Source organism: Streptomyces sp. NPDC058326, assembly GCF_042879855.1.
Lineage (GTDB): Bacteria > Actinomycetota > Actinomycetes > Streptomycetales > Streptomycetaceae > Streptomyces.
Genome location: NZ_JBHVZO010000004.1, coordinates 451,856 through 472,454 on the forward strand (window position 1 = coordinate 451,856; position 20,599 = coordinate 472,454).

14 protein-coding genes and 1 pseudogene are annotated in these 20,599 nt (G+C 72.6%); 11 read left to right on the top strand and 4 right to left on the bottom strand.

All coding sequences use genetic code 11. The features are described from left to right. Positions 1-38: 38 nt before the first annotated feature. From ACFVYX_RS10820 to ACFVYX_RS10840, 5 genes are all read left to right on the top strand, one after another. Positions 39-440 (top strand): DUF1992 domain-containing protein, encoded by a 402-nt coding sequence (locus ACFVYX_RS10820; RefSeq protein ID WP_389680975.1) that lies wholly within the window; start codon positions 39-41, stop codon positions 438-440. A gap of 134 nt (positions 441-574) precedes the next feature. Continuing rightward, positions 575-1,081, top strand: a complete 507-nt coding sequence (locus tag ACFVYX_RS10825; protein WP_389680976.1) for a DUF664 domain-containing protein — start codon at positions 575-577, stop codon at positions 1,079-1,081. Between the two features lie 176 nt (positions 1,082-1,257). Then, the gene (locus tag ACFVYX_RS10830) at positions 1,258-3,489 is read left to right on the top strand and encodes an FG-GAP-like repeat-containing protein (protein WP_389680977.1); all 2,232 of its coding nucleotides are present in this window, start codon (positions 1,258-1,260) and stop codon (positions 3,487-3,489) included. A gap of 92 nt (positions 3,490-3,581) precedes the next feature. Beyond that, positions 3,582-5,825, top strand: a complete 2,244-nt coding sequence (locus ACFVYX_RS10835; RefSeq protein WP_389680978.1) for an FG-GAP repeat domain-containing protein — start codon at positions 3,582-3,584, stop codon at positions 5,823-5,825. Positions 5,826-5,912: 87 nt separating this feature from the next. Then, positions 5,913-8,114, top strand: coding sequence for an FG-GAP repeat domain-containing protein (locus tag ACFVYX_RS10840; RefSeq protein ID WP_389680979.1), 2,202 nt, complete (start codon positions 5,913-5,915; stop codon positions 8,112-8,114). On the opposite strand, the pseudogene ACFVYX_RS10845 reads toward ACFVYX_RS10840, so the two are convergent. Then, positions 8,087-8,522, bottom strand: a pseudogene (locus ACFVYX_RS10845) (ATP-binding protein). The gene ACFVYX_RS10840 and the pseudogene ACFVYX_RS10845 sit on opposite strands and share 28 nt — an antisense overlap. A 127-nt stretch (positions 8,523-8,649) precedes the next feature. On the opposite strand from ACFVYX_RS10845, the gene ACFVYX_RS10850 reads away from it, so the two are divergent. From ACFVYX_RS10850 to ACFVYX_RS10870, 5 genes are all read left to right on the top strand, one after another. After that, positions 8,650-9,477 carry a Scr1 family TA system antitoxin-like transcriptional regulator gene (locus tag ACFVYX_RS10850; protein ID WP_389680980.1) on the top strand — a complete coding sequence of 276 codons (828 nt, stop codon included), beginning with the start codon at positions 8,650-8,652 and terminating at the stop codon, positions 9,475-9,477. Continuing rightward, a complete protein-coding gene (locus tag ACFVYX_RS10855; protein WP_389680981.1) occupies positions 9,474-9,728 on the top strand; it encodes a DUF397 domain-containing protein in 255 nt (84 codons plus the stop codon). Before ACFVYX_RS10850 ends, ACFVYX_RS10855 begins: the two co-directional genes overlap by 4 nt. Positions 9,729-9,785: 57 nt before the next feature. Then, positions 9,786-11,984, top strand: a complete 2,199-nt coding sequence (locus tag ACFVYX_RS10860) for an FG-GAP repeat domain-containing protein (RefSeq protein ID WP_389680982.1) — start codon at positions 9,786-9,788, stop codon at positions 11,982-11,984. Positions 11,985-12,045: 61 nt separating this feature from the next. Next, positions 12,046-12,675 (top strand): HAD family hydrolase, encoded by a 630-nt coding sequence (locus ACFVYX_RS10865; protein WP_389680983.1) that lies wholly within the window; start codon positions 12,046-12,048, stop codon positions 12,673-12,675. 224 nt (positions 12,676-12,899) lie between these two features. After that, positions 12,900-14,828, top strand: coding sequence for a protein kinase (locus ACFVYX_RS10870; protein ID WP_389680984.1), 1,929 nt, complete (start codon positions 12,900-12,902; stop codon positions 14,826-14,828). On the opposite strand, the gene ACFVYX_RS10875 is transcribed toward ACFVYX_RS10870, so the two are convergent. Both ACFVYX_RS10875 and ACFVYX_RS10880 read right to left on the bottom strand, forming a co-directional pair. Continuing rightward, complete coding sequence (locus tag ACFVYX_RS10875) at positions 14,817-15,224, bottom strand: Zn-ribbon domain-containing OB-fold protein (RefSeq protein WP_389681124.1); 408 nt, start codon at positions 15,222-15,224, stop codon at positions 14,817-14,819. The genes ACFVYX_RS10870 and ACFVYX_RS10875 overlap by 12 nt on opposite strands. Positions 15,225-15,253: 29 nt before the next feature. Further along, complete coding sequence (locus ACFVYX_RS10880; RefSeq protein ID WP_389680985.1) at positions 15,254-15,706, bottom strand: DoxX family membrane protein; 453 nt, start codon at positions 15,704-15,706, stop codon at positions 15,254-15,256. Positions 15,707-15,863: 157 nt separating this feature from the next. Here ACFVYX_RS10880 and ACFVYX_RS10885 point away from each other — a divergent pair, with 157 nt between their 5' ends. After that, the gene (locus ACFVYX_RS10885) at positions 15,864-17,015 is read left to right on the top strand and encodes a flavin-containing monooxygenase (RefSeq protein WP_389680986.1); all 1,152 of its coding nucleotides are present in this window, start codon (positions 15,864-15,866) and stop codon (positions 17,013-17,015) included. 131 nt (positions 17,016-17,146) lie between these two features. On the opposite strand, the gene ACFVYX_RS10890 is transcribed toward ACFVYX_RS10885, so the two are convergent. Further along, positions 17,147-20,503 (bottom strand): ALF repeat-containing protein, encoded by a 3,357-nt coding sequence (locus tag ACFVYX_RS10890; RefSeq protein ID WP_389680987.1) that lies wholly within the window; start codon positions 20,501-20,503, stop codon positions 17,147-17,149. Positions 20,504-20,599 lie beyond the last annotated feature (96 nt).

Here is a 20,599-nt window from a genome sequence, read left to right on the forward strand (position 1 = left end):
ACCACACCCGGGCGCCGCGACTTACGTAGTCTGGACACATGACCGAACGGAAGCCGCCCGGTGTCAGCTTCGAGTCGTTCGTGGACAAGCAGATCCGCGAGGCCGCGGAACGAGGTGAGTTCCGGAGCCTGGCGGGCTTCGGCAAGCCCCTGCCCGACGACTCGGCCCCCTACGACGAGCTGTGGTGGATCAAGGGCAAGATGCACCGCGAGGGCGCGTCCGTGCTGCCGCCCTCCCTCGCCCTGCGCAAGGAGGCCGAGGACGCGGAGGCGGCGGCGGCCGCGGCCGTCTCGGAGAGCCAGGTCCGCCGGATCCTCGGAGAGATCAACACCAAGATCGCCGAAGCCCTGCTCCGCCCGCCCGCCGGGCCGCCGCTGCACCTGAGGCCGTTCGACGTGGAGGCGGCGGTGGAGGCGTGGCGGAGGAGGAAGCGGTCCTAGGGGGTGTCTTGTCGATCAGGCCGGGCTCGCGGGGCCTGACTTCGGGGGATCCGTCGCAGGTCCGCCGGTGCGCCTCCTCCCGCCGACCCGGATCCGTCGTAGATTCCGACAGTCGTCGCAGTGAGGAGTCCCCCATGAACAGCGCCGGTCTGCTGGCCGACTCGTTCGGCCGGATCCGTGAGGCCGTCCACGAGGCCGTGGACGGCCTCACCGAGGAGCAGCTCGCCGTACGCGTCGATCCCGGCGCCAACTCGATCGCCTGGCTCGTCTGGCACCTCACCCGCATCCAGGACGACCACCTCGCGGGCGCCTTCGGCAGGGACCAGCTGTGGGACACGGACGGCTGGCGGGACCGCTTCGGGCTCCCGTTCCCCCCGGCGGCGACCGGCTACGGACAGTCGCGCGCCCAGGCCGGAAAGGTCCGCGCCCCGGCCGAGCTGCTGCTCGGCTACCACGACGCCGTGCACGCCCGTACGGAGGAGCTCGTCGGCACGGTCACGAACGCGGACCTCGACCGGGTCGTCGACACCACCTGGGACCCGCCGGTCACCCTCGGTGTCCGGCTGGTGTCGGTGATCGCGGACGACCTCCAGCACGCGGGGCAGGCGGCGTACGTGCGGGGTGTGGTGGAGCGCGGTTGAGGGCCGGGGCGGTCCCGGCCCGCCGACGACCCCGATGACGGTGGCGCCGACGCGTACGGCCCGCTCTCCTGAACCGCCCAGCTGTTCGAGCCGGGCGTACAACCCCTGGCGCCGATCATGAGTCCAAACGGGCGTGGCGATCGCCACGCCCGTTTGGCCTGGGGGGAATTCACACCGTGCACCTTTCATCCACTCGTCGTCTCGCCGCCGCCGTCACCGCCGTCCTCGCGGTCACCACCGTCACCGCGGTGACGGGGACCCTCGTCACCGCCCCGGCCTTCGCGGCCGTCCCGGCGGCCGTTCCGGCCACGGCCGCCGAGGCGAACCTGCCCCTCGACGCCGAGGTCGTCAGTACCGGCACGACCGGCTACCTCACGTCCCGGCACGACGAGGAGGGCAACACCGTCCTGGAATGGCACAAGTACTCCGACGGTTCGATCGTGCCCGTCAGCACGGGCCTGAGCACCAGGGTCCACGACAGCAACTCCGACATCGTCGTGACGAGCAGCGGCGGTGCGGTCTGGCTGCGGGACATGAGGTCGGGCGCGTCCTTCTCCACGTACATCGACCTGTACTCCGAGTTCAGGGCGTCGTCGGAGCTGGTCGGCGCCGTCGGCGGGAACCTCTACGTGAGCGTCTCGGTCCCCAACACCGACGGCTACCGCGAGCTGTGGAAGCTCGCCAAGGTCAACGGCGTCTCCCAGAAGTCGAAGCTGTCGTCCCGCACCCGCAACACGGACTACAAGGTCGTCGCATCCGACGGAAACAACCTGATCGTCCTGGGCACCGAGATGACGCGGTCCACGCCGGCCAGCGCCTACAGGCCCTCGTGGTGGAGGGCGACCACCAGCGCCCTCAGCAACAGCGTCATCGACTGGGAGGGCTCGTACGGCACCTACCGGTGGACCCAGAGCTCGACGGGCGCCTACACCACCGCCCATCAGGCATGGGTCCAGTACCCGGAGGACGAGGGCGTCGTGATCGCCGCGGGCTCCAAGCGGTTCGTCATGGACAGCTCCATGAGCGGCGTCGTGGTCGCCGGCATCGTCGGGGACATCCTCCTGTACGGCGTCCCGGGCACGACCGCCGGCGAGCCGCCGAGCCCGCTGTACGCGCGGAGCCTCACCGACGCCACCGCCGCCCCGTACAAGGTCCTGGACAACTTCTCCAGCGTCGCCCACGCCCCGGACGGCGCCGTGCTCGTACGCGGCTTCTCCGGCGCGGGCGACGGGATCTTCCGTATCGTTCCCGGCCCCGACGGCCACCCGGACGTCATGCTCACCGCCGACACGGGCCGGGTCATGTCCCTCCAGGTGACCGGCTCGAAGGTCCCCGCCTCGGTGAACCTGGAGAAGCCGGGCACCACGGTCCCCATGGAGTGGACCCTGTCCCGCACCAACGCCACCGCGAACCTGACGCTCACCCACACGGCCACCGGCAGGAAGCTCACCCAGCGCCTGTCCCCGCCGGGCCCCGCCGGCACGGTCGCCTTCTCCTGGAACGGCCTCCTGGACGGCGTCAGCGCCCCGAACGGCGCCTACACCTGGCAGATCACCGCCACCCGGGCCGACGGCCTCGGCAGCCCGGCGACCGCCTCGGGGAGGGTCCAGGTCTCGCGCCAGGCCAATCCGCACGACTTCAACGACAACGGCTCGACGGACGTCCTCGCCCGTGACGCCTCTGGTGTCCTGTGGCGGGACGACCTCTTCGACTGGCCGTCGGGCAGCCAGGTCACCACCGCCAAGCGGACCAGGGTCGGCACGGGCTGGAACACGTACAAGCAGATCGAAGCCGTCGGCAACATCGCCGGCAGCGCACACGGCGACCTCCTCGCCCTCGACACCTCCGGCTACCTCTGGCACTACCTCGGCAAGAGCGACGGCACCCTCTCCACCCGCGTGAGGATCGGCGGCGGCTGGGGCGGCTACACCAAGCTCACCGGCGGCTCCGACCTGACGGGCGACGGCCGTGCGGACCTCCTCGCCACGGACACCTCGGGCGCGCTCTGGTTCTACAAGGGCACGGGCAGCACCACGGCCCCGTTCGCCACCCGCGTGCGGGTCGGCGGCGGCTGGGGCATCTACAACCAGCTCACCGCCGTCGGGAACATCGCCGGCTCGTCCGCGGGCGACCTCGTCGCCCGCGACACCGCCGGCGTCCTCTGGCTCTACCAGGGCAACGGCACCGGCGGCTTCGCCACCCGCGTGCGGGTCGGAAGCGGCTGGGGTGCCTTCTCCCAGCTCGTCGGCGCCGGTGACGTGAACGCCGACGGACGCCCGGACCTGATCGCGTACGGGGCGGGCGGCACGTACGTCTACCGCTCCACCGGCTCCGCCCTCACGCCCTTCAGCCGGATGACGACCAACCTGTACGCGGGCGAGGGCAGCAAGTTCACCTCGGTGTCCTGACACCGGCGTACAACCGTTCGACCTCCTCATCGGTCCTCTGGGCATGGCGGTCACTCGCCATGCCCACAGGACTGGGGGAGGAACACCCTTTGATGCACATGCGCACCACCGGGAGACGACTGGGCACGGCCGTCGCGGCCGTGCTCGCCGTCACCACCACGGCCGGACTCGCGTCCCCGGCCCTCGCCGCCGCCCCGGCCACCCCGCCGGCGGCGGTCACGGCGGCCTCCGGTGAACAGGACACGCTGACGCTCCCGGCCGGTTCGAAGCTCGTCAGCGCCGGCCGTTCCGGCATGCTGAGCGCCACCGACGGGGCCGCCATCGTCTACCGCTGGACGCGCTTCTCCGACGGCGTCACCACCACGCTGCCCGCCGGCACCCACTGGGGTGCCATGGGCACGGACACCGTCGCCACCCGGAACGGGAACGCGTACACGCTCACCGACATGAGCGGGGCCGCAGACCCCCTCGTGATCGACACGTCCGCCTTCAGCACCACCGCCGCCCCGTACGTCCTCCACCGGGTCGTCGGCTCCACCCTCGTCATGTCGGTGAGCCGCCCCGAAGGCGGCCGGGAATACCACCTGGTCTCCCGGGAGGAGGGGCAGGTCGTCGACCGGAAGGTCGCCCTGCCCGAGGGCTCCACCGCCCTGCTGAACCACAGCAACGGGCCCGGCACCCTCGTGCTCCACCACTACCGCGTGGTGAACGGGGTCACCACCAAGCACGTGAGCGTGGTGGACCTCGCCACCGGCGCGCTCGCCGAGACGTACGACACCGCCCCGAACACGGTCACCGGCTCCACCGTCGTCTCCCCGACCCATGTGGCCTGGACCGAGACGCCCGCAGGCGGCAAGGCGACCCTCGCCGTGGCCCGCCGGGGCGGGACGACGGTCGAGCGGACACCGCTGGACACCCTCAGGAACGCGGACGGCATCCTCCTGCGCGTGGTCGGCGACCACGTGACGTACAACAGGAACGGCGGCGGCACGGCCGTCGTCACCGACGCCCTGCACGCGCTGACCGCCCGTCCGTCGGCCGGCGGTGACCCGGTCGCACTCCTCGACCACGTCCAGTCCAGCACCACCGACGCCGACGGCGCCCTGCTCGTCCTCGGCGGCACGGTCGAGCACGGCGAGGGCCTCTACCGCGTCGCCCCCGGGGCCGACGGCACACCGGTCGCCACCCTCGTGACGAGCGCGGGCCGGCCCACCGCCCTCACCGTGGAGAAGGAGACCCTCCCGCCGAGCGGCGTGATCGACCTCGACCGCACGGCGGTGACGGCGTCATGGACGCTCAGCCGGTTCAACACCCGCGTGAGCCTGGCCATCACCCACACCGCGTCAGGCCTGAGGGGAGGTGGCGGCTACGGCGTCCCGCGCGCCGGAGTGACCGACTTCCCGATCACCTGGAACGGAATGTTCACCAACGGCGTCCCGGCGTACAACGGCGAGTACACGTGGACGATGACGGCGAAGCCCGCCAACGGCATCGGCCCCGACGTCGTCCGCACCGGCACCTTCACCGTCGCCCGCGCGCCGAAGCCGCACGACTTCGACGACAACGGCTCGGCGGACCTGCTCTCCCGGGACGGGACGGGCTTCCTGCGCGCGTACGACTTCCGTCAGATCGAGGGCTCCTCCACCATCCACGCCCTCGACCCGATGGACATCGGGCCGGGCTGGAACACGTACGACCGGATCACGGCCACCGGCGACATCACCGGCACGACCGCCGGGGACGTCGTCGGCCGCGACAGGACCGGTGTGCTCTGGCTCCACCAGGGCAACGGCAAGGGCCTCGCCCCCCGGACGAAGATCGGCGGCGGCTGGGGCATCTACAACAAGCTCACCGCCGGCTCCGACGTCACCGGCGACGGCCGCCCCGACCTCCTCGCCACCGACACCACGGGCACCCTCTGGCTCTACAAGGCCACGGGCAGGGCCACCGATCCCTTCGCCACGCGCGTCAAGGTCGGCGGCGGCTGGGGGATCTACAACCAGCTCACCGCCACCGGGAACATCGGCGGCGCCGCCGCCGGAGACCTCGTCGCCCGCGACACGGCGGGCGTGCTGTGGCTGTACCTCGGCAAGGGCGACGGCACCTTCGCACCCCGCACCAGGATCGGCAGCGGCTGGGGCCCCTACACGAGCCTGGTCGGCGTCGGCGACACCGACCGCGACGGCCGGAACGACCTGATCGCGTACAACAACGGCGGCGGCTCCTACAGCAGCCTCTACCGCTACCGGGGCACGGGCGACTGGCGCGCCCCCTTCACGTCCCGCTGGGCGCCCTACAACCCGGGTCTGGGCGAGGGCACCGTCGAGCTCTTCTGACACCGGCGTACAACTTCTCGGCTCCCTCGTGAGTCATGTGGGCATGGCGGATCACCCGCCATGCCCACACCTCTGGGGGAAACACACGTGTCCACAGCACGCGCATCCCGGTACCGGCTCACCACCGCCGTCGCCGTCGCCCTCGCCGTCACGGCGGGCGGGGCGGCGACGGGCGCGGCGCCGGCGGCCATGGCGACGACGGGGGCCGTGACGACGGCCGTGCAGTCGACGGAGGACGTCGCTCCGTTCCCGGTCGACGCCTGGGTCGCCGGCGCCGGCCCGACGGGCTTCCTGAGCGCCCAGAGCATCACGAACACACCCCTCACCTACCGGTGGACGCGGTATGCGGACGGCGCCACGACGGTCCTTCCCGGCTCGTACGCGTCGGCCCACGGGACGGACATCGTGTCGGGGGGTTCGAAGGACGGCGTGTTCACGCTGTACGACATGGCCAGGGGAGGTGAGCCGCTGGAGATCGACGTCAGCCCTCTGGGCGGCGGCTACACCCTGGCGAGGTACGCGGGCACCCGCCTCGTCATGAAGAAGGCCAACTCCACCGGCGGCACCGACATCCACATCGTCGGCAAGCCGCAGGGTGCCCTGGTCGATCAGACGGTGACCGGTCTGCCGGCCGACGCCGTGATCACCTACCTCTACGTGGAGTCGCCCGACAGCGCCGTGATCCATTACTCGGGCACCGTGGACGGGATGAAGCGGAATCGCGCGGCAGTCGTGGACATCGCGACAGCCGCGGTCGTCGAGGAGTACGAGCTGCCCGAGGGCGAAGTGGGGAGCACCACCCTGTCGGCCACCCACATCGCCTGGGTCGAGAAGTCGCCGGACTCCACGGTGAAGGTGACCGCGACCCGGCGGGGCACCGACGAGACCGTACGCCACGACCTGGGCACCACGGCCTCCGTCGCCATCGAATTGATCGGTGACTGGGTGACGTACCGGCAGTTCTCGACGCCGTACCTGTCGTTGCGGGCGAACTCTCTGTACGCGCTGTACGCCCGCTCCCTCACAACAGGTGAGACCGTCAAGCTCCTGGACCACACGACGAGCTCCGTGTCCGGCGCCGACGGAGTCCAGATGGCACGGGGCGGGACCGTCGAGCACGGCGAGGGCCTGTACCGGATCGCCCCCGGCACCGAGGGCGCCCGGCCGGTGGTCACCCTGGTGGCGAGCACCGGCGAGCCCACGAGGCTGGAGCTGGTGAAGCAGGACGTCCCCGAGACGATCGACTTCGACCGGACCCCCGCCCCGGTTTCCCTGTCCTGGACTCTGAGCCGGATCGGGGCCACCGCACGCGTCGAACTCGTCCACAAGGCCACCGGAAAGCGGGCGACAGTCCCGGCCCACTTCTCCGACGGAAGCCGCACCGTGAAGTGGAACGGCCTCCTGGGCGACTCCCTCACCGCGTACAACGGCGACTACACCTGGAAGATGACGGCCACTCCCCACGACGGGATCGGCCCCGACCTCGTCGTCTCCGGCGCCTTCAAGGTCGTCCGGAAGCCCACCTCGCACGACTTCGACGACAACGGCAGCTCGGACCTGCTCGTACGGAACCACAGGGGCGAACTGTTCGTCCACGACGGGTACACGACCCGCTGGGGACCGACCTGGCAGGACGAGGACGCCGTACGGATCGGCACGGGCTGGAACACCTACGACCAGCTCGTCGCCCCCGGGAACGTCGTCGGCTCCGCGTACGCCGACATCGTCGCCCGCGACAAGACCGGCGTCCTCTGGCACCACCAGGGCGTCGGCCGCACGCTCGCACCCCGTGTCCGCGTCGGCGGCGGCTGGCAGATCTACAACCAGCTCACCGGTGGCAGCGACCTCACCGGCGACGGCCGCCCGGACCTGCTCGCCACCGACAGGACCGGCGTCCTCTGGCTCTACAAGGGCACAGGATCCACCACCGCCCCTTTCGCGACGCGCACCCGAATCGGCGGCGGCTGGGGCATCTACAACAAGATCACCGCCACCGGGAACATCGGCGGCGCCGCCGCCGGAGACCTCGTCGCCCGTGACACGGCCGGTGTCCTCTGGCTCTACCTCGGCAAGGGCGACGGCACCTTCACCGCCCGTAGCCGGATCGGTGACAACTGGGGTCCCTTCCTTCCGGTCGGTGTGGGCGATGTCGACCGCGACGGCCGCGCTGATCTGGCGGGGTACACCTCCGGTGGGGACGTCTACTTCGCCAGGGGAACCGGCGACTGGAGGGCTCCCTTCGAGGACCTTCGGCTGGCGGCCTATCTGGGGGGCGAGACCGTGTTCTGACGGGTCAGCGGGACGGTCGCCCAGACCGTCTTGCCGACAGCGGTCCTTCACGCCCCAGGCGGTGGCGAGGGCGGCGACGAGCAGCAGCCCGTAGCCGCCCTCGTCGGGGTGCGCGGACGGTAACGGCCGGCGCTCGCCCCGCGCGTCGGAGAGTTCGATCCGTACGTGGTCGTGCTCGTCGTCCAGAGCCATCCGCACCTCGAAGTCCCGGCCGGGGACCCGTCCGTGCAGGGCCGCGTTGTTGGCGAGCTCGGCGACGACCACCTCGGCCGCATCGGCGGCGGAACCGGTCACGCCCCAGTCGTGGAGCTGCTGCACGGCGAGTAGCCGGGCGAGGCGCGCGCCCCGGCGCGTCGCCGAGAGCCGGAGCGTGAACTCACTGGTTGGGGTGGCTGTTTCGGACTTCATGCCCCTGAGCGTGGTGGGTGCGCCCTACGCTGAACAGCAGCGACGCGACGACGCTGAGTCACTGTACGGGTGCGCCAAGAGGGCGGTACGGATGTCGGAGAACGAGGCGGAACGGCCGGAACGGCCGATGGAAGCAGACGGTACGGCGCACTTGTTCCGTGCGCTCGGGAAGATCATCAAGGTGCTGCGGAAGAACGCGGGCCTGAGCCAGGCGGAACTGGCGACGATCACTCATTGCAGCGAGGACCTGATCTCGGCGATCGAGCGGGGGGTACGGATTCCGCAGCCGGACTTCCTGTTGCGGGCGGACCCTGTGCTCCATGCGGGTGGGGTGCTGGTGGCAGCGGTCGATGATGTGCGGGAGGCGCAGGCGAAGGCGCGGGTACGGCACCCGGACTGGTTCCAGGACTTCGCGAAGGCGGAGTCGGAGGCGGTGGCGCTGCACTACTACGCGGTGCAGGCAGTGCCGGGCATTCTGCAGACGCCCGCCTACGCACTGTCCCTCTTCAGAGACCGCCGTCCGATGCTGGACGAGGCGACCGTCGAGAAGCGGGTGGCCGACCGGATCTCCCGTCAGGTGCTGCTCGACAAGTGGCCCGCACCCACCATCAGCTTCGTCCTGGAGGCGGCCGTTCTGCTCCGGCCGTTCGGCGGCCCCGATGTCCACCGTGAGCAGCTGAGGCGCATCCTCGACGTGGCCCGTCGACGGACGGTCGACTTCCAGATCATGCCCCAGGACGGGTACGAACACCCCTACCTGGACGGCGCCTTCACCCTGCTCACGCCCAAGGGTCGACGGGAGACGGCGTACACCGAGATCTACGGGCACGCCCGGCTGATCACCGACCCGGAGGAGGTCCGCCAGCACGCCGAGCGCTATGGGATCATCCGGTCGCGGGCGCTCACGCAACACGAGTCGCTGACCTGGATCGAGAAACTGCTGGGAGAACGATGAACACCACGGGTCTGGCCTGGTTCAAGAGCAGCTACAGCAGCTCCGAAGGCGGCGAGTGCGTCGAAGTCGCCTACGACTGGCGCAAGTCGAGCTACAGCGACTCCGAAGGCGGCAACTGCCTCGAAGTCGCCGCCCACCCCACCACCATCCACCTCCGCGACTCCAAGAACCCCCACGGCCCCCAGCTCGCCGTCTCCCCCGCGACGTGGTCGTCCTTCGTCTCGTACGCTGCGGCCTCTACGCAATCATGAGGAACGGGCGCGGTGTTGCCGACACCGCGCCCGTATCCCTGGGGGGGGACACGCACCATGAATCACGCGCACAGATCCGGTCGTCGGCTCGTCGTGGCCGTCACCGCCGTGCTCGCCGTCACCGCCGTCGGCGGGACGGCGCTGGTCGCCGCGCCGACGGCCGTGGCCGCCGTGGCGGCGACGCAGGACACCACCGTCACCCTCCCGGCCGGCGAGAAGCTCGTCAGTGCCGGGACGACCGGTTTCCTCACCTCGAAGGACGACGGCACGGGTGGGACCGCGCTGACGTGGACGAGGCTGTCCGACGGCAGCAGGACCGACATTCCGGGGACGCTCGCCCACCCGAGCCGCTCGGACACGGTCATCACCCGCGAGGGGAATCGTTTCGTCCTCCGGGACATGAGCGTCAGCATGTTCACGTCCTTCGTCGAGCCGTCCGCGTCGCTCGGGACGAACTACAGGGTCGCCGGGGCAGCCGGATCGACGCTTTACCTGGCCGTGCCCAACACGGCCGGCGGAGAGGACCTCTACCGGCTCACCCGGGTGAACGGCGTGCAGCAGCAGGAGAGGATCTCGTACCTCCCCTACGCGCGCGACTACAGGATCGTCGCGCACTCCGGCGCCGACGTGTCCCTCATGTTCAGGAAGACAGCGGTCAGCACCACCACGTACTGGCGCGCCCTGACGAACCTCCTCGGCAACTTCCACGCGCCGGAGCAGGCGACCCGGCCCTTCGACCCGGCCACCGTCACCGGCGCCGTCAGCCCGGCGTACCTCGCGTGGACGGAGACCGTGGACGGCGTCATGCGGGTGGCCGTGCAGAAGCGGAGCGCGTACGAGCCCTTCAAGTACATCTCCCTGGGCGCGGGCACCGGCGGTGTCGTCGCCGGGTTCAGCGGGGACTGGGTGCTGTACGGGGTGCCGGGCGGGCTCACCGCCCCCTCCCCCGACCCGCTGTACGCGCTGACCGCGCAGAACGTCCTCACCGGCGAGACGATGCCGCTGCTCGACCACTTCACGTCCACGTCGACCGCGCCCGACGGAAGCATCTACGTCCAGGGCGGGAAGTCGACCGACGGGGAAGGGCTGTTCAAGATCGGGGAGGGCGGCTACCCGCAGGCCTCGCTGGTCGCGGGCACGCCCGGCGCGTCCACCTCGCCGACCGTACTCCGCAGCGCCGTCCCCGCCGTGGCGGAGCTCGACCGCAACGGCGGTCTGGTGCCCATGGAGTGGCAGCTCTCCCGGTACAACGTGAACGTGGACGTCACCCTGCGGCACAACGTGACCGGGCGGACGTTCACCAAGCGCCTCTCGCGGCCGTCGGCGCCCGTGAGGCTCACGTGGGACGGCCTGACGGGCGGGATCAGCGCCCCGAACGGCGACTACACCTGGCAGGTCACCCTCACGCCGACCAACGGCATCGGGTACCCGGGGTACGCGACGGGCTCGTTCAAGGTGACCCGGAAGGCGAACGCGCACGACCTCAGCGACAACGGCTCGCCCGACCTGCTCGCGCGGGACGCGTCGGGGACGCTGTGGCGGGACGACACCCTCGACTGGCCGGTGGCCGGTCAGGTGACGCCCGCGAAGCCGCGCGTGAAGGTCGGTACGGGGTGGAACACGTACAACCTGATCGAGGCGGCCGGGAACAACGCGGGCAGCGCCGCCGGTGACCTCATCGGCCGGGACACGACCGGCGTGCTGTGGAACTACCTCGGCAAGGGCGACGGCACGTTCGCGGCCCGTGTGCGGGTCGGATCCGGCTGGGGCATCTACGACAAGCTCGCGGCGGGCTCCGACCTGACGGGCGACGGCAGGGCCGATCTCGTCGCGACGGACGCCTCCGGCGTGCTGTGGCTGTACAAGGGCACGGGCAGCGCCACCACTCCCTACGCCACCCGCACCAGGGTCGGCTCCGGGTGGGGCGTCCACAACCAGCTGACGGCCGTCGGGAACCTCGCCGGAGGCCCGGCCGGTGACCTCGTCGCCCGCGACACGGCGGGCGTGCTGTGGCTGTACCTCGGGAAGGGCGACGGCACGTTCGCGGCCCGGACGAAGATCGGCACGGGCTGGGGCGCGTACAGCCAGCTGGTGGGCGTCGACGACGCGAACAACGACGGGCGGCCCGACCTCGTCGCCTACGGGGCGGCGGGGACGCACGTGTACCTGGGGACGGGGGCGTGGGCCACGCCGTTCACGAAGACGGCGACCTCGCTGTACGCGGGCGAGGGGACCAAGTTCACGTCGGTGTCGTGAAAACCGCGTAGCGCGGTACCGGGCGGTCGCGCCCCGGACGGCTCGTCGTAGCCTCCGGGGCGTGATCCCCACGACGTTCTTCCTCTTCGACGTCGACGGCACCCTCGTGGACGCCGTCGCCAACCAGCGCCGCGTGTGGCACGCGTGGGCCTCGCGGTACGGGCTCGACGGGGACGAGGTGTACGCCGTCGCGCTGCGGACGCGGCCGGTCGAGACCTTCGCGACCGTCGCGCCGGACGCCGATCCGGACGAGTGCCTCGCCCTCCTGCACGAGCTGGAGGACGAGGACGTGCGTACGGGGACGTACGCGGCCTTCGACGGGGCGGCCGAGCTGCTCGCCGCGCTGCCGGCGGACCGGTGGGCGCTCGTGACGTCGAACTACGAGCACCGGGTGCGGGGCCGGTTCGAGCGGACCGGGCTTCCGATACCCGCGCTCGTCATCGACGCGGCTTCCGTGGCGGAGGGGAAGCCGTCCCCGGTCCCGTACCTGACCGCCGCCGAGAAGCTGGGCGCGGACCCGGCGGAATGTCTGGTGATCGAGGACGCGCCGTCCGGCGTACGGTCCGGGCTCGCGGCCGGCATGACGGTGTGGACCGTCAACACCGAAGCCCCGCACCCCGAGGCCCATCGCCACTTCCCGTCCCTGGCGGAGGCGGCACCGGAGATCCTGGCGCTGACCGCGCGGGTGTAGGCCCTTGGGGCGGCCGGCTTCAGGCCCCGCTGGTCATTCCCGGCGGGGGAAGCCCGCGAGGCGCGGGAGACGGATCCCGCCCGGCAGTTACCGGCGGCAACCGGAGCTGCCTGACGCGCACTTGACCCACATTCAGATCGTCGGCCCGCTCGGCTACTGTGTCGCCCATGCAGGGGGAATCGGAAAACAATTCGCATCCGGACAGTTTGAGCGGCAGCGGGGCCATGCCGCTGGAAGCGGGGGATCCTCGTCAGATCGGGGCGTTCCGGCTGCTCGGCGTCCTCGGGTCCGGGGGGATGGGGCGGGTCTATCTCGGCGCCGTTCCGGGCACGTTCGCGGCGGTGAAGCGGGTACTGCCCGTGCTCGCCGAGGACACCGACTTCCTGAGCCACTTCGGGCACGAGCTCGACAACCTCGCCCGGCTGCCCGCCGGGGCCAACACCAAGCTGCTCGCGAGCGACCGCACGGCGAAGCCGCCGTGGTTCGCCACCGAGTTCATACCGGGCATCACCCTCAGCGAGGCCATCCGGCTGAACGGCGGCCCGCTGCCCGGCGAGGCCCTGTGGCGGCTCCTCCACGGGGCGGCGGCCGGGCTGCGTGTCGTGCACGGCGCCGACATGGTGCACCGTGACCTCAAGCCCTCCAACGTCATGCTCACCTCCTCCGGCCTCTCGCTCATCGACTTCGGCGTCGCCCGCGCCGCCGACCAGAGCCGCCTCACCAGGACCGGCATGGTCATCGGCACCCCCGCCTACATGGCGCCCGAGCAGGCCGTCGCCGACCGCCGGCTGACCGGCGCCGCCGACGTCTTCGCGCTCGGCAGCCTCCTCCTCTACGCGGCGAACGGCCGTCCGCCCTTCGGTGACGGCTCCGGGCCCGACCTGCTCTACCGGGTCGTCCACGGCGAGCCCGACTTCGGCCGGCTCACGGAGTCCGAGCCCGAGCTGGCGGCGCTCGTACAGAGGTGTTTCGCCAAGGACCCGGCGGACCGGCCCACCGCCGAGGAGCTCGTCGGGCTCACCGAGGAGCAGGCCGCGGGGGTCGTGTGGCCGGCGGCCGTCAGTGAGCGGATCGGCGAGCGGGCGGCGTTCGCCGCCGGGGCGCCCACGGCCGAGCAGCTCGCCGAGCTGGAGGAGGCCGAGCCGGCCAAGGACGTGGCGACGGCCTCGCTCACCCCGCAGGGCGGGCGTGAGCCCGCGACCGCCTCGCCGGATCCCCTGGCCGTCACCGGACAGGCCGCGCCCGGCAAGCGCGAGGGGCGGCGCAACCGGTTCGTCATGCTGGCCGTGCCCGTCGTCGTGGCGACGGGCACCACCCTGACCGTCGCCCTCGGCCCGTACGAGATCGGCCGCCTCGGCGCCAACCCGGGGACCTCCTCCGCGCCCCCGTCCGGCGTGGCCTCGCAGCCCGCGAACGTCCCCTCGTCGACCGGGCCCGGCTCGCCGTCCGCGAAGACGCCGGGCGCCAAGACCCCGTCGTCCAAGCCGCCGGGCCCGAAGCCGCCGGGCACCTCCCCGGCCGTCCCGCCCCCGCCCGGCGGTGGCGGCGGCGTGGGCGGTACCGGCACCGTGCCCGGTGGAGGGGGCGGGTCCGGCAGCGGATCGGGCAGTGGGTCGGGAAGCGGGTCCGGGGGCGGTTCGAGCACCAGCACCTCCGGCGGCGGTACGACGACCCGTCCCGCTCCCCGGCCGGACCCGACGACCCAGCAGCCCGCACCCCCGCCGCCCTCCTCCGGCGGCTCGGCGCCCTCGGGGACGTACTCCCTGCAGAACGCCTCGAACGGCCAGTGCCTGGCGGAGAACGACGCGGGCTACGCCGTCCTCGTCGACACGTACGAGTGCGGCTCGAAGCCCACCAACGGCGGCTACCTCGCCTACTCCTGGACGTACTCCCCCGGGGCGAACGGCACTTTCCGCCTCATCAGCAAGATCTCCGGCAAGTGCCTGCAGCCGTCGAGCTCCACCGTCACCGTCGCCGCCTGCAACGGCTCCGACGTCCAGTCCTGGAAGATCGGCACGTCGACGTCCGCCGGGCGGACCATCAAGAACGTGAACAGCGGCTACTGCCTGCTCACCGGACCGCCGTTCGCGATGACGTACACCTGCGACCCGAGCGACCGCGCCCACCTCTGGCGGAACATCTCAGCCCTCTGAGCGCGGGCGCCCGAAGACCGGGACCGTGACCTCGCCCTCCGCCCGGAAGGCGACCTCCAGGTCCATCCCGATCCGGAGGTCTTCCTCCGGCACGCCGACGACCTGCGTCATCATGCGCGGGCCCTCGGCGAGGCCGACGACGGCGGCGACGTACGGCACCCGTTCGCCGAAGGGCGGGAGGTCGTTCCGGTGGACGACCGACCAGGTGTAGAGGGTGGCCCGGCCGCTCGCCCGCTCCCAGCGGACGTCCTCGCTCCAGCAGTGCGGGCAGAACTCGCGCGGGTAGTGGTGGGCGCGGCCGCAGTCCGCGCACCGGCGAAGGAGCATCCGGCCTTGGGCGGCGGCGTCCCAGTAGGGCCGGGTGAAGGCGTCGATGTCGGGGTCGGCGGCCGTCATCGGGCCTGTCCGGTCGCGTTCCGTCGCCGTCACGGGAAGAGTCCGAGCGCGGAGTCGAGGGACCAGGTCTGCCAGGACATCGCGAGGAGGGCGACGAGCGAGATCAGCGCCATCATCGCGTTCTGCCCCTGCTCGGCCCAGTCGTGGATCATCAGGACGAGGTAGAGGAGGTTGAGGAGGAGGCCGCCGGCGAGGGCGACGGGGGTGAGGAGGCCGGTGACCAGGCCGAGGCCGACGCAGAGTTCGGCGTAGACGACGACGTACGCCATGAGCCTGGGGCGGGGCGCGACGACCGTGTCGAAGCCCTTCCCGACCTGGGGCCACCGGTGCTTGGCAGCGACGTCGGCGGCCCAGGCGATGCCCGTGCCGCGCTCGAACCAGCCCTTCCTGTCCTTGTGGCGCCAGCTCTCCAGCCACCACAGGCCGAGGCCGATGCGGAGGACGGCGAGCCATTCGGCGCCGGTGAGCCAGACGGTCTGCATGGGTGTCCTGTCCCCTCGACGAGCCGGATCTGACGGTACGTCAGTTCAGCGCAGGCCCGGCCGCCGGCGCAAGGGGTGGGCACGCGTGACCGATTCGCAACCGAAATCCCTCTTGGTCGAGACCCACTACGTGTACACGTCATTACGCTCAGCATTCATGGTCACCACCCCCCATGAACCGCCCGTCCACCCCGTGTACGTGATCGGCGGCGGACCCGGCGGACTCGCCGTCGCCGCCGCCCTGCGCGCGCGAGGCGTCCGGGCCGTCGTCCTGGAGAGATCCGACGCCGTCGGCGCCTCCTGGCGCGCCCACTACGACCGGCTGCGGCTGCACACCACACGGCGGCTCTCCGCCCTCCCCGGGCTTCGGATACCCCGCTCCTCCGGACGCTGGGTCGCCCGCGCGGACGTGGTGCGCTACCTGGAGACGTACGCCGAGAAGCACGAGCTCGAGATCGTGACGGGCGTCGAGGTGTTCCGTATCGAGCGGGCCGGTGAGGACTGGGTCCTGCACGCGACCGGCGGGCGGCGCCTCACCGGACGCGCGGTGGTCGTGGCCACCGGCTACAACCACACCCCGCGCCTTCCCGAGTGGCCCGGCCGCGACGCGTACACGGGCGAGCTCAGCCACGCCAGGACCTACCGCGCCCCCGGGCCGTACGCCGGGAAGGACGTCCTCGTCGTCGGCATCGGCAACACCGGCGCCGAGATCGCCGCCGACCTCGCCGAGGGCGGCGCGGGGCGGGTACGGCTCGCGGTGCGCACCGCCCCGCACATCGTGCGCCGCACGACGGCCGGCTGGCCCGCGCAGCGCTCCGCCATCCTGATACGGCGGCTGCCCGTGGCCTTCGTCGACCGCCTCGGCGCCCTGCTCGCCCGGTTCGCGACGCCGGATCTCTCGGCGTACGGACTGCCCCGGCCGGAGAAGGGCCTCGCCACCCGCCAGCGCGAGGGCGCCGTCCCCGTCCAGGACGTGGGCCTGATCGACGCCGTACGGGCCGGGAAGGTCGAGATCGTCGCCGCCGTCGAGGCCTTCGAGGGCGGCGAGGTGGTCCTCGCGGACGGCAGCAGGATCGCCCCGGACGCGGTGATCGCGGCGACCGGCTACCGGCGCGCCCTGGAACCGCTCCTCGGCCACCTGGGCGTTCTCGACGGGCGCGGGATGCCGGTGGTGAGCGGGGCGCGGTGCCCGAGCGAGGCGCCCGGCCTGTACTTCACCGGGTTCACGAACCCGATCAGCGGGATGCTCCGGGAGCTGGCGCGCGACGCGGAGAAGATCGCGCGGCGGATCGCACGGCGCGGGGCGTAGGGGGCGGGGAGGCTCCCGCCCCGGCCCGGCAGGGGCGGGGGCCTCGGCAGCTCCCGCCCCGGGCCGACAGGGGCGGGATCCTCGGGAGGTTCCCGCCCCGGCCGGGGACGGCGGCGTGCGGCGCGGCGCCTCTACCAGGTCAGCCAGCCGATCACCGTGGTCGTCACGTCGCTCGCGATGGTCGACACCTTGGCGCCGATCTCCTCGGCCACGCCGAACTTCTTGAACAGCGCGCCCTTGCCGAGGAACAGGCCGCCGATCACGAAGATGCCGAGCGCCGACTTGAACTGGCTGCTGTCCCAGCCGTATCCGACACCGCTGAGGATCGCGCTCACCCCCTGGAGGCCCCAGGACACCACGCCGGCGACCGCGGCGGCCACGCCGAGCGGCGGGAAGAACAGCGCACCGATGCCGAGGACGACCGCGGCCGTGCCGGCGATGGTGCTCCAGTGGCCGGTGACGGCGGCCCAGTCCTTCGGGTCCGACATGTCCTCGGGCCACAGGCCCCAGAACTTGGTGTCGGCGTCGTCGTCCGGTGCGACGGGGCTCGTCCCGGACTGCTCGTGCTGCCTGGCCGCCTCGGCCGCGGCCTTCGCGGCGGCCGCGAGTTCGGCCTCCCGCTTGGCGACCGCGATGGAGCGCGCCTGGCTGGCCGCGTCGGCGGCGGCCTTCGCGTCCTGGCCGGCCTGGGTGGCGGAGGCCTGGGCGCGGGAGGCCGAGGCCTGGGCGCTGGTGGCCGAGGAGACCGCCTGGGCGGCCGAGGCCGCCGCCTGCCGCATGGAGTAGTTCGCCGAGCGGGCCGCGCCTCGCGCGACGGACGCCGCTGCCTTCGCCCGCGCGGCCGAACCGGCGGCGTCGGCGGCCGACTTGTCGGCGGCGTCGGCGTTCGCCTTCGCCTGCAGGGCCGAGTTCGCGGCGTCGTCGGCGTAGCCCTGCGCCTTGGTCGCCCAGTCGGCCGCCTCCTGGGCGGCCTGGCGGGCCTCGGCGGCGGCCTTGGACGCCAGGGCCGCGTCCTCCAGGGCCTTGGCGGCCACCTTCGCGGCGTGGGCGATGGCGGCGCGGATGGCGGAGACGTGGGTGGCGTGGTCGTGGTCGAGGCGGGCGATGTCGTGCTGGTCGTGGCTGATGAAGGCCCGCCGCATGCGGGCGGAGCCCTCCAGGACGATCTGCGCCGCCGACTTCATGTAGGGGCCGCCGGCGCCGAGGAGCCGGAACACCTCGACCGCGTCGTCCTCCTTGACCGCCGCCGGCAGTTCGACGCTGAGGAAGCGGTGCAGGGCGATGGCCCGGCCGTCGTTCAGGGCGGCCTCGGCCTTGGTGCGGACGGCCGTGCCGGGGTTCTCTCCCAGGATCCTGAAGACGTTCACGCGGTTGTCCGTGGCGGCCGCCTCGATGACCCCGTGGTCGAGGAAGGCGCGGGCGGCGTCGGGGTCGGCACTGGCGAGTGCGGCCCTGGCGGCATCGGCGACGGCGGACTTGGCCGCCTTGGCGATGGCGAGGACGGTTTCCCGGTCGTCGGTGCGCTGGGCGAGGAGCCGGTCGGCGTCGATCCAGTTGAGGATGTCCTGGTCGGTGCCGGCGATGGCGTACTCGGCGGCCTCGCGGGTCCAGGTGCCGGTCGCGTCGAGGAGCCGGACGGCGGCCTTCCGGCCGGCGGTGAGGGCGTTGGCGGTGTCTCCGGCGCGCAGTGCGGTCTCGGCGGCGGCGATGAGGTCCTTGATCTCGGTGGCGGTCTTGTCCGCCTCCGTGCGTTCCCGTTCGGCCCGGGCGACGTCGTCGATCTCGGCCTGCGCCTTGAGCCGGGCCTCCAGGACGCCGAGTTCGGTGTCCTCCGTGATGCGGGCGGTCTCGGCCTCGCGGGCGGCCTTCTCGACGGCCTGGGCCTCCTTGACGGCGTTGGCCGCGGTGGTGGCGGCCTCGACGGCGGCGGCGGCGTACTCGGTGGACCGCTTGGCGTACTCGATGGCCTTGCCCGCGTTGTCGGCGGCGTCCTCGGCCGCGGCGGCGGCCTTGAGCGCGTGGGACGCGGCGCTGCGAGCGGCGTCGCGGGCGACCCGGGCGGCGGCCGCGGCCCGGCCGGCGAGGATCTGGGCGGTGGACGCGGCGCGGGTGGCGCGGGCGGCGGCGGCGTTGGCCTCGGCGGCGGCCTGGCGGGCCTTGGCGGCCTGGGTCTTGGCGGCGCCGGCGCTGGCGGCGGCGTCGGCCGCCGCGTTCGCCGCGGCGGCGGCGTTCTGGGCGGCGCTCGCCGCCGCGGAGCCGGCGCCGGCGGCCTGCTGGGAGGCGATGGCGGCCTGGTCGGCGGCGTTCGCGGCGGTGGTCGCGCGGGCGGCGGCGTCCCGGGCGCCCTGGGCTGCGCTGCGGGCGGCCGCGGCCTTGGTGGCGTCCTTGGAGGCGGCGATGGCGGCGTTGTAGGCGCGGGAGGCGGCGTTTCCGGCCGAGGCGGCGGCAGCGGCGGCGGCCTGGGCGGCGAGCGCCGCCCGGTGGGAGGCGGACTGGGCGGTGCGGGAGGCGGCGATGGCGGTGGAGGCGGCGTCGGCGGCTCCCCGTGCGGCGCTGGCGGCGTCGTTGGCCGCGGCGGCCGACTTGGCCACGTCCTGCTGGGCCTTCCGCGCGTTCTCGGCGGCCAGCAGGGCGGCGGCCTTGGCCTTCTCGGCGGCTTCCTTGGCGCGGTCGGAGGCGGCGACGGCCTGTTCGGTCTTGAGTCTCGCTCGTTCGCCCTCGCGTTCCACGATGGCGACCAGCTGGCCGATCGTGGCCGATTCCTCGTCGCGGGCGCGGGCGATGTACTGACCGGAGGCGAGGAACTGGCGGATCGCCTCGGGCGATCCGTCGTTGAGGGCGCGTTCGGCGTACTTCTTCACCTCCGGGGATGCGGTGTTGAGGATGGCGAGGGTCTCGACCCGCTCGTCCTCCTGCCGGGCCGTGTGCTGGGTCTCCACCAGGAAGGTGCGCAGGGCCGCCGCGGTGCCCTGGTCCAGTGCCGCACCGGCGTCGCGCCGCACGGCGGTGCCGCCGTTGTTCATGATGGTGAAGACCGACGCCCTGAGGTCCGTCTCGACGGCCTGTGAGTAGCCGTCGCGGAGGAACGCGGCGACGGCGGCGTCTCCCGCGGTTAACGCGGCCTCGGCCGACCCGCGGGCGGAGGTGCCCGCGTACGGGAGGCTGGTGAGGACGGCGAAGCGGTTGTCCTCCGCGCGTGCCGCGGGGAGTTGGGTGGCGAGGAAGGCGGAGACGGCGGCCGGGGAGCCGACGAGTGCCGCGGCGGCTGCCTCGCGCACCGCCCGGCCTCCGATCTTGTACGCCCAGACGGCCCGGCCCCGCTCGCTGTCGGGCAGACCGGTGTCGGGGGTGCCGTCGACGGTGCCGGTCGCGTGGGCGGGCGTGGCGGTCAGGGTGAGGATGGACGGCAGGGCGGGGGCGGCGGTCGCCGCGGCGACGGTCGTGAGTATCCGGCGCCTGCTCCACAATGACGCTGACAAAGTAAGCATCCTTCCCGATCGGGATACGACGGTGTCAATTCCGTCGGTACAGCCGGGCACGATACCTGGCCACCTCGGGCCGTCCACCTGCTTTCCCAGAGGCGA